Annotated in this window: 7 protein-coding genes and 1 pseudogene; 4 read left to right on the forward strand and 4 right to left on the reverse strand. The window is 55.9% G+C overall.

The genetic code is table 11. The features are described from left to right. Window positions 1-431: 431 nt before the first annotated feature. Window positions 432-1,268 (forward strand): substrate-binding periplasmic protein, encoded by an 837-nt coding sequence (locus AAC083_RS09405; RefSeq protein ID WP_108536438.1) that lies wholly within the window; start codon window positions 432-434, stop codon window positions 1,266-1,268. Between the two features lie 109 nt (window positions 1,269-1,377). Here the strand turns inward: AAC083_RS09405 and aroC are convergent, their stop codons facing one another. Together aroC and prmB are read right to left on the reverse strand one after the other, a co-directional pair. Next, window positions 1,378-2,466: a chorismate synthase gene (gene aroC / locus AAC083_RS09410; RefSeq protein ID WP_108536439.1), complete on the reverse strand. Its 1,089-nt coding sequence runs from the start codon at window positions 2,464-2,466 to the stop codon at window positions 1,378-1,380. A gap of 16 nt (window positions 2,467-2,482) precedes the next feature. Beyond that, on the reverse strand, window positions 2,483-3,418 hold the full coding sequence (gene prmB, locus AAC083_RS09415; protein WP_108536442.1) for a 50S ribosomal protein L3 N(5)-glutamine methyltransferase: 936 nt from the start codon (window positions 3,416-3,418) through the stop codon (window positions 2,483-2,485). Window positions 3,419-3,502: 84 nt separating this feature from the next. On the opposite strand from prmB, the gene smrB reads away from it, so the two are divergent. After that, window positions 3,503-4,027 carry an endonuclease SmrB gene (gene smrB / locus AAC083_RS09420; RefSeq protein WP_108536440.1) on the forward strand — a complete coding sequence of 175 codons (525 nt, stop codon included), beginning with the start codon at window positions 3,503-3,505 and terminating at the stop codon, window positions 4,025-4,027. 147 nt (window positions 4,028-4,174) lie between these two features. Here smrB and AAC083_RS09425 read toward each other — a convergent pair. After that, window positions 4,175-4,580: pseudogene (locus AAC083_RS09425) on the reverse strand (transposase); the annotation flags it as partial. 246 nt (window positions 4,581-4,826) lie between these two features. On the opposite strand from AAC083_RS09425, the gene AAC083_RS09430 reads away from it, so the two are divergent. Continuing rightward, window positions 4,827-7,517 carry an autotransporter outer membrane beta-barrel domain-containing protein gene (locus tag AAC083_RS09430; protein ID WP_108536443.1) on the forward strand — a complete coding sequence of 897 codons (2,691 nt, stop codon included), beginning with the start codon at window positions 4,827-4,829 and terminating at the stop codon, window positions 7,515-7,517. A 364-nt stretch (window positions 7,518-7,881) separates the two neighbouring features. Here AAC083_RS09430 and AAC083_RS09435 read toward each other — a convergent pair whose 3' ends face one another. Continuing rightward, window positions 7,882-9,111 (reverse strand): methyltransferase, encoded by a 1,230-nt coding sequence (locus tag AAC083_RS09435; RefSeq protein WP_108536444.1) that lies wholly within the window; start codon window positions 9,109-9,111, stop codon window positions 7,882-7,884. A 253-nt stretch (window positions 9,112-9,364) separates the two neighbouring features. On the opposite strand from AAC083_RS09435, the gene AAC083_RS09440 reads away from it, so the two are divergent. Beyond that, window positions 9,365-9,943: a PhnA domain-containing protein gene (locus AAC083_RS09440; protein ID WP_042037370.1), complete on the forward strand. Its 579-nt coding sequence runs from the start codon at window positions 9,365-9,367 to the stop codon at window positions 9,941-9,943. Window positions 9,944-10,033 lie beyond the last annotated feature (90 nt).

The following is a 10,033-nucleotide window of genomic DNA, read 5'->3' on the forward strand; positions in this document are numbered from 1 at the left end:
GCAGCTGAATGGGAGACGGGGTGTCGTAGCCTTGCTCGGCAACGGCACGCAACAAGGGTTCGGCCAGACCGAGGGAAGAAAAACTCATAATTACCTGCTAGGGATAGTGGCGCCGGGGATTTGTGGTGGGGCTCCTCTGCTGAGCCGATGCCATCTCACAAGATCTGGGCCTATTGAGAAAACAACGATTTCCCCGGGGAGCAGAGCAAAGGGGAAAGAATAGAGGCGCAGTCTAACGGAGTTGCTCGGGATAAACGAGAAAAATGTGATGCTCCTCCCAGCACGAACAGAAAAGCCCCTCACTCCCCTGCGAATAATCCTGTTGATAACAGACGCACATACCACACTATTAACTGATAACACAATAACCACCCTCGCACGCATGGGGGGCAGAGGCACGGAATAGAAGAACAGAGTAACGAGGTTTAGCTATGACCACGCGATATTGTCCCCTCGGCAATTCCCGCAGCAGATGGCAGGCAAGGATCGGCATGCTGCTTCTGCTGCTAAGCCCTGCGCTGCAAGCCAGTCAGACCATGACCGTGGCCTGGAGCCACTGGCCTCCTTTTAGCCACATCGACAAACGGGGCGAGCTGGATGGACTGGACATCACGCTGACCCGCCAGATCCTGCAACAAGCAGGTGTTACCCCCAAGTTTCGCGAGCTTCCCTGGGCACGGGCGGTGCATCTGGTGGAACACGATCAGCTGGACGTGGCGATGGCGGCATTGCCGCTGCCGGCTCGTCAGAAGTATGCCCGCTTCTCAGCGCCCTATCGCCAGAGCGCCTATGTACTACTGAGTCATAATCCCATCCCCGGTCAACAGGATCGCTGGGAGAAGCTCGATACCCTGCCGACCCTCTGTCACGAGAAAGGGCTCAAGATTGGCAAGCTGCGCGGAACTCGCCCCATCCATCAAATGGATGAGTGCCCCGCCCTCAAGGTGGCCACCGAGTACAATACCGATGATCGGCTGATCGATCTGCTGCTGGCCCATCGGCTCGATGGCATCATCATGGAGTGGCAATATGCCGGTTATCGGCTCTCCCAAATGGGTGCCAAAGGGGTGATCCGCTGTCAGTTACTGCTGCACCACCAACCGGTCAGTCTGATGTTTGCCAAGGAGAGTATCAGCGATGAGCAGCTGACCCGGGTCAATCAGGCCATCACTGCCCTGCCTAAAACCCATGGCCAGTTTTCGCCCCCCACCTGCCGCCTAGATGCTGATCCCCAAGCGGCCGATCTGCTGACCCGGCACCAACCATAGCCCTGCAACTGCCAACAGGCACTGCACAGACATGACAAAGGCGACCCAAGGTCGCCTTTGTCATTCGTGACCGCTCATCAGCCGATGATGCGACAGGGTGCTATACCGATCAACGCAGTTGCGGGGTATGGGTCAACACACCCTGATTCTGGGCGCGGTGGCGCAGCAGGTGATCCATCAACACCAGCGCCAGCATGGCTTCGGCGATGGGGACAGCACGGATGCCGACACAAGGATCGTGTCGTCCCTTGGTGATCATCTCGATGGCCTCGCCTTCGGTATTGATGCTCTTGCCCGGCACAGTGATGCTGGAGGTGGGCTTTAAGCCTAAGCTCACCACGATATCCTGACCGGATGAGATGCCGCCCAGAATGCCGCCCGCATGGTTGCTGGCAAAGCCGGCCGGGGTCATCTCGTCACGGTGCTCCGAGCCTTTTTGCTCTACCACTGCGAAGCCGTCGCCAATCTCCACCCCTTTCACCGCATTGATGCCCATCATGGCGTGGGCGATGTCGGCATCGAGGCGATCGAAGACCGGCTCGCCGAGGCCCACCGGCACATTGCGCGCAATGACCTGCACTTTGGCACCAATGCTGTTGCCCTCTTTTTTCAGATCGCGCATGTACTGATCGAGCGCTTCCAGCTTGCCCGCATCGGGGAAGAAGAAGGGATTCTGCTCAATCTGCGCCGCGTCGAATGCCTCGGCCTTGATGGGGCCGAGCTGGGAGAGGAAACCGGTGAGCTCGATGCCATGCATCTGCTTGAGGTACTTCTTGGCGATGGCGCCCGCCGCCACCCGCATGGCGGTCTCACGGGCGGAGGAGCGACCACCGCCCCGATAATCCCGCTGACCATATTTCTGGTGGTAGGTGTAATCGGCATGGCCCGGGCGGAACACATCCTTGATGTCGGAGTAGTCCTTGGAGCGCTGATCGGTATTCTCGATGAGCAGGCCGATGGAGGTCCCCGTGGTCCTGCCCTCGAACACCCCGGAGAGGATCTTCACCTCATCCGGTTCACGGCGTGGGGTCGTGTAACGGGAGGTGCCGGGCTTGCGCCGATCCAGATCTCCCTGCAGATCCGCTTCGCTTATCTCGAGCCCGGGCGGGCAGCCATCAACGACGGCGCCCAGCGCCAAGCCGTGGCTCTCGCCAAAGGTGGTGACCCGAAAGAGTTGGCCAAAACTGTTCCCTGCCATGGGTGCTCCTTGCTGCTTAGCTCTTGTAAATCGCGAAATGGTCCTGGTATTGCTCCAGCTCGGCCTTGGTCATCACGAACACGCCGTGACCACCGTTCTCGAACTCGACCCAGGTAAAAGGCACTTCCGGGAACTGGGCTTCCAGGTGGATCATACTGTTGCCCACCTCGACCACCAGCACGCCGTCATCCTTGAGAAAGTCAGCGGCATTGGCCAACAGGCGCTTGGTGAGCTTGAGACCATCGGAGCCGGAAGCCAGCGCGAGTTCGGGCTCGTGGCGGAATTCATCCGGCAAATCCGACATGTCTTCGGAGTCCACATAGGGCGGGTTGGAGACGATGAGATCGTACTTGTCACCCGCCGGCAGATCACGCATCAGATCGGAGCGGATCGGAATGACCTGCTGCTCCAGACCGTGATCGGTGATGTTGCGCTCAGCCACGTTCAGCGCATCCACGCTGATGTCGATGGCATCCACTTCCGCATCCGGGAATTCATGGGCCATGATGATGGCGATGCAACCGGAGCCAGTGCACAAATCCATGATCCGGGTCGGCTCATGCTTAAGGAAAGGGGCGAAGCGGTTGGCCACCATCTCGGCAATCGGTGAACGAGGAATGAGTACTCGTTCGTCCACGTAGAACTCCCAACCGGCATACCAGGCCTTGTTGGTCAGGTAGGCGGCCGGCACGCGCTCCTGCACACGGCGAATGACGAGCTCGGCGATGCGATGACGCTCGCTGGTGGTGAGGCGGGAGTGGCGCATGCCCGGATCCGCGTCCGGTGGCAGATGTAGCGTGGGCAGTACCAGCAGCACAGCCTCATCCCAGGCGTTGTCGGTACCATGTCCGTAGAAAATCCCGGCGTCGTTGAAACGACTCATGGCCCAGCGCAACATGTCCTGGATGGTGTGCATCTCGGCAACCACCTCATCGATAAATATCTTGTCCAAATCCACCTCCAAGTCGAGTAATATCCGGCCCGAGCACCCACTTACAGTAGCGGGCAAGACGCATACCTAATAAATGAGCATCTGATGAAAAAAACGCCCTCACCGACGATCGAGGAAAGCCTGCTGTTTCGCGATGCGGTCAAAGGTACCCGGAAAATTAAGCAAGATACCATAAGGGCCGACCTGCGCCCGGTCAAGCAGAAACGCGAACTGCGCGAAAGCCGCGAAAAGCTTGGGGTTGGCCACTTTTTCAGCGACGAGTACCAGCCTCATCTGGACGAGGATGGCCCGACCCGTTACGTGCGTGACGATGTGTCAAAATTCGAGCTCAAAAAGCTCAAACGCGGCATCTATCCGCCGGAGATTTATCTGGATCTGCACGGCATGAACCAGCAGCAAGCAAAACAGGAGCTGGCCGCCCTGCTCACCCTCTGCCAGAAAGAGAACATCCATGTCGCCTCCGTGATGCACGGCATCGGCAAACATATTCTCAAGCAGCGCATTCCCAGCTGGTTGGCCCAGCACCCCAATGTGCGAGCCTTCCATCAAGCCCCCCGTGAATGGGGCGGTGACAGCGCCATTTTGGTTCTACTCGATATCGAAGAGTAGTTGGCCACGCATGCGCCCCACACTCGATATCAATATGTTATTGACAGTGCAGGTCGCATGTTTACTCAGGGTTCTCAGGCAGACATACCGTCATCCCTTGATGCCGATGCCATAGGTGCCGCCAGCAACAACTTGAACCGGGACATACCAGACTCGCCGTTTCTCGGCACTGTGTTCTCTGACTTTCCACTCGCCGTCATCAAACAGCGTCAGGCCTGTCGAGTCGATCGGTGATACGACCCTTTGAAGGCTGCCGATTGGCCACCTGCACAGTGCAAGCACGCTGCTGACGCCAGGGTCGGGGGCACACAGTGGCCACTCGAACAGGGAGTTGAGTTGCCCCTGAGCTACTCGCAAAGTCAGATTGAACATGCCCTTAATCATCAGGAAGGTGCCGATGGTCTGGCCGGTGTATGGCTGGCTGCAGCCCCGTCGCACGTGATGGGCGTGGTGGAACCAGTTGTTCATGACATCCGCATCAACCCAGCACACGTTGGACGAGAGACTTGTTGTATTGAGACCTGTGGGTGATGGGGTGACGCGCCTTACCCATGAATGATGACGTAAAGGGTATGGTGGTGATCAGATCACCGCCGCCCCAGTTAGTTCCATTCAAGACATATGGATTTGGGCAACAATGTCCCCCTGAACCTAGAATTGCCTACTATAGTAGGTCCAGAAAATCCCACATTGCACAAGAATTCTGTTGCATCTGTGGCATGTATATTTGTTCATGAACTCCATCATGCAGTCCGATGGTACGGTCAGGTGATAGCCCCTAATGGAGGGCATTGAGATTATGAAAAAGAAGATACCTCAACAGAAGGCGATATCTACACTACTGATATTCAGTTCGAGTTCGCTGGTTTTATTTACTCATGCCGGGTTTTCGGCACCTCTTGTTCTCGATGACCTAGGTAACGTAATTAATACTTCAACGAGTCTGGGGCAGATAACGGTTGGAGTTAACAACCAGGCCTCATTGACAATTGAAAATGGCGCAGTGGTAGATACCAACCTGGTTGGCACATCAGCAGTGCGCATTGGCGGGAGCCAGTCTGGCTCATTAACCGTCACTGGAAATGGGTCAAGTCTCAATACCAATTCGTTGATTACGAGTAATACCACGGGTATCGGGACATTGATTATCGAAAACGGCGGTAACGTTACCATAGCTAACAGTAGCGCGACAAAACCACTCACGATTGGAGATAGTGCCACGAGCTCTGGTGTGGTTATTGTACGTGGCCCCGGCTCCTCACTGATTAATAACTCAGCTTCAACTATAGGTATTGCACCTGGAATCAATGTAGGTCACCTAGGCTACGGTGAATTATCTGTCACGGACGGCGGCACCGTCAAGATTGCGTCAGTGTTGCGTATTGGGGGAGGGCAAGGCAATACTTCATTATCGAGAAACAGTAACGGCAGTGTTTATCTCTCCGGGCCTGGGTCTACTATTGAGGCAGCCACTGTCTCAGTGGGAACATTCGGTAATGGATCTTTGATGGTGCTTGACGGTGCGAAGCTTATCGCGACTCACCCCACTTTTTCAAATAATATTGCTCACCTCAATCCGGAAGGAAAAAGTGTTGCGCTGGTGTCTGGGCAAGGTTCTCTCTGGTCGATGGGCGGTTTATTAAATATTGGCTTGGGAACAAGTGCCACTGCGGTCGATGGCTCGCTGTATGTTGCAAACAATGGCACGGTATCGTCAGCCACGGGGATGGTTATCGCCAGTGGAATAAACTCAACGGGCCTATTAAGCATTGGTGATGGGGAAACCTCTACAGCAGGTTTTATTGAGACGCCAACGGTTACTTTTGGTTCTGGGACAGGTACGTTGAGTTTTAATCACACCAGCTCAAATTACCGGTTCTCTCCTGTTATCCGTGGTGCAGGGCACGTTGATATACACCAAGGGAGTACCACCCTTACCGGGTTAAACACCTACTCAGGTATAACTCACATTATTGCAGGGAATTTATTGGCAGGGGCAGAAAACACCTTCAGCCCCAATTCAGATTATATTGTTGATGCACCCGGCACTCTGAGGCTAAACAGTTTTAATCAGACAATAGCAAGTCTTGCTAACTCGGGCGGGGTATATTTCGGTGGCAACAGTCAGTTAACCATTACGGGAGACTATATCGGTAACAATGGCACACTCTACATGTCTACGGTACTTGGAGATGACACGTCGAATACCGATAAGTTAGTGGTAGAGGGTGATACTTCAGGCAGTAGCCGCGTAAAAATTAACAATGCAGGGGGGATGGGTGCACAGACAGTCAACGGCATTGAAGTGATACAAGTCCAAGGTGTATCAAATGGCGAATTTATTCAGTCCGGGCGTATCGTTGCTGGTGCCTATGAATACCAGTTAAAGCGGGGGCCGGGAAAAAATTATAAGAACTGGTATTTATTAAATTATCATACAGGGCCCGGTCCTGGCCCTGACCCCGATCCTGACCCTAGCCCTGACCCCAGTCCTGACCCCGGTCCTGACCAACCTGTTGAACGACCAGAAGTGGGCGCTTATTCAGCCAATCTAGCGGCAAGCAACAACATGTTTGTTACCCGTCTGCATGATCGTCTAGGGAGGACCCGGTACACAGATGTACTGACTGGCGAACAAAAAGTCACCAGCCTGTGGCTGCGTACAGAAGGCGGGCATAACCGCTTCCGTGATGAGCACGATCAGTTGAGCACACAGGCGGACAGTTATGTCGTGCAACTGGGTGGCGACATTGCTCAGTGGAGTAATAATGGGGTGAATCGTTTCCATATAGGGCTGATGTCCGGTTATGGCAACAGCAAGAGTACCACTGTGTCCAGTGTGTCTGGTTACAACGCCAAGGGTACGGTAGAGGGTTACAGTGCCGGTGTCTACGGTACCTGGTATGACAACGAGGCTGATAAGTCAGGTCTGTATGTGGACACCTGGGTTCAGTACAGTTGGTTCCGCAATACGGTCACGGGTCAGGATTTGGCGAGTGAAGATTACAAATCCAAGGGTGTGACAGCGTCGGTTGAGAGTGGTTATGCCTTCAAAGTAGGCGAAAATGCGGCGAAGAATGCTACGTACTTTATCCAACCCAAAGCACAGGTCACCAAGATGGGGGTGAAAGCTGATGTCCATACGGAAGCCAATGGCACCCGTGTGTCTGGTAAGGGTAATGACAATATACAGACCCGTATGGGAGTGAAAGCCTTTATGAACAGCTACAGTGACCAGGATAAAGGCAAGGATCAGGTATTTCAGCCGTTTATTGAGATCAACTGGGTCCACAACAACAAGGACTTCGGCACCACAATGAACGGTGTCAGCGTCAAGCAGGATGGTGCGACCAATATTGCTGAACTGAAGCTCGGAGTGGAGGGGCAAGTTAATAAAGAGTTCAACTTGTGGGGCAATGTTGGTCATCAAGTGGGCAACAAAGGTTACAGTGATACGGTCGTCATGTTGGGCGTTAAATATCACTTCTAAATATTATCAATCAACGATCCCCGCGTATAACCATAGGCGGGGATCGTTATCATCAATATTCCCTTTTTTGTAGAAATGACATTTTAGGCCGACTTACATTGATGGAAGTCATCAAGACGTGGACTACCACCACGAGGCGAGGGTTTTCGGTGTGGCATGCATGGTGGCAGGGATTTCCAGAGCTGCTTACTGATGAATTTTCATGCCCTGCCGCTTATGTGGGGATTGGCATCGTTCGAATCAACTCGGTTTTGTTAGCGGCTCTAATAGTGGCTGTGGGCCATGAAACTGACGCTGACTTGTCTGATGAGCCACAGTATGCCCCGCTGGCAGCAGGGCAATCCGGGGCAGGTCACTGAGGGGTTTATGCGAGCGAGGATCGCACGGCGCGGATCAAGATATTTCTGGGGGTCATGGGTTTGTCGCAAAACTCGCCCACTTCCACCCGGTAGCCCTGTTCTTGCAGGAAGAGCGCCCGATCGAGCGCCAACCAGATCTCGAGCGGCCGACGAAACAGATGGCGTACCAGCTCCATGCGGGCGACATCGCCATAACGCGCCTCCCCCTGCGCCAGAAAAGTGGCAAGGTCCATTCCCGCAGGCAGGGCTATCCCCTTGCGATCGGCCGCCCATTCACAAAACGCCTCGAAACTGCCGGTAAGCAGGCTTTTTTGCATATTGGGCACCGGCAGATATTCGTTCACCCCGCGCACCTGGCGCTGCAGGCAGTCAAACCCGAGCCGCCACACCACCTCCAACTCGCGCAGGCGCGAGATGCGGGCACCTGAGGTCACCGTCTCCTGCAGCGGCAACCGCAGATCCGCCTTGGCCAGGTGCAGATCGCTGGCCCGAGCGGCGGCGGACAGGGGGACATAGTGAGAGCCACGGATCAGGTGATAGCAGCAAGGGGATATGGTCACCCCCTGGGCGCCACGCTCGGCCACCAGCGCCAGCAGATGGGTGTGCAGCTCGCCGCAGGCGTGCAGCGCCATGGCATGATGCTCGGTGGCAAGCAACTGGCCGGCATCGACCGCAAAGGCATCCGCCTGCACAAACTGCATGCGGGCCCCGTCACGCACCGCCAGCCGACGCCCCTCCTCACAGAGCGGGCCTTGCAGCTCCAGACTCAGGATCTCTGCCCGGCGATGCAGGGAAACCAGCCGCCCCAGATGCCCCTTGCCCGCGCACCACTCCAGATAGGAGCCTTGATGGGGTGGCAGGCAGCCGGTAAAGGCCTCTATCTGTGCCTGCTTGCGTCCCGGCATGTGCAGCGCCATCTCCTTGGCGCACTGGATGGGCTCGGGGGTAAAGCGCGCGAGTTCACTCAGAGCATGCAGCGTCTCCCCCGCCGGGATCCAGGGGGCTAGCAGGCCGCACAGCGCCACCATGTCACCATCGAGTCGATTGATCTGCTCAAGGGGCATGGCATTGAGCCGTGCGGCCAGCGCAGGGGCCTCGTCGGCGAATGCGAGGTTCAGGTGATGATAAGGTTGGTATTGCCACCAGCGCCGAGTCTCGGTCAGCAATCTATCCAGTTGTTGAAAACGTTGAGCCAGCACGCGTGCCCCTGCCTTGCAGTCAAAAAAGAGGCTTATTCTAGCGATCCCTCCCCAAAAAGCACTCGCCAATGCGGGTCTGCCGCCATGAAACCGAGCTCGGGCCTGGCAGGTGGTCATGCCCCCCGGCTTTGCCCCGGTAAGCCACCGTGAGCACAGGTGTCAGCTTGGCAAACAACCTGTAGCCCGGGCGTTGGCCTGACAAAGCGAGGGGTTTTATGCTATGTTTCGCCCCCTCTTTACCCTGGTTCGCTCAGGCGGGCCATTTCACCAACATGAATGGAACCAAAACATGACCATCAATGCCATCCTGCAAGCGCGCGCAGACGCCAAGTGTGAACTGTGCGGCGCCGAACAGGCACTGACTGCCTTCACTGTGCCCCACTCACCGGCCAGCGATGATGATCACAGCCTTGCCCTGTGTGACACCTGCCGTGGCCAGCTGGAGCAGCCGGAGACCACAGTGGTCAATCACTGGCGTTGCCTGGGCGACAGCATGTGGAGTCAGGTTCCGGCGGTGCAGGTCATGGCGTGGCGTCAGCTGAAAAACCTGTCCGGCCAGGGCGAAGTGTGGGCTCAGGACATGCTGGACATGATGTACATGGAAGACGAAACCAAGGCCTGGGCCGAAGCCGGTCAGGCTGGCGACGATGACGACAGCGTACCGACCCTGGATTCCAACGGCGCCATGCTGGTCGAAGGCGATTCGGTTACCTTGATCAAGGATCTGGACGTCAAGGGCGGCGGCTTCACCGCCAAGCGCGGCACCCTAGTCAAGGGCATCCGCCTGACCAACAACCCGCTGCACATCGAAGGCAAGGTCAACGGCGTGCAGATAGTGCTGGTCGCCGCCTACCTCAAAAAAGCCTGATATAACTCGGTTTGCCAGTGATAACAAGAGCGCCCCACGGGGTAATGCCGATCAGTTAAGGATCCATTGACCGATCCTTCTGATGTGTGA

This window comes from Aeromonas sp. HMWF014 (assembly GCF_963878295.1).
GTDB lineage: Bacteria > Pseudomonadota > Gammaproteobacteria > Enterobacterales > Aeromonadaceae > Aeromonas > Aeromonas popoffii.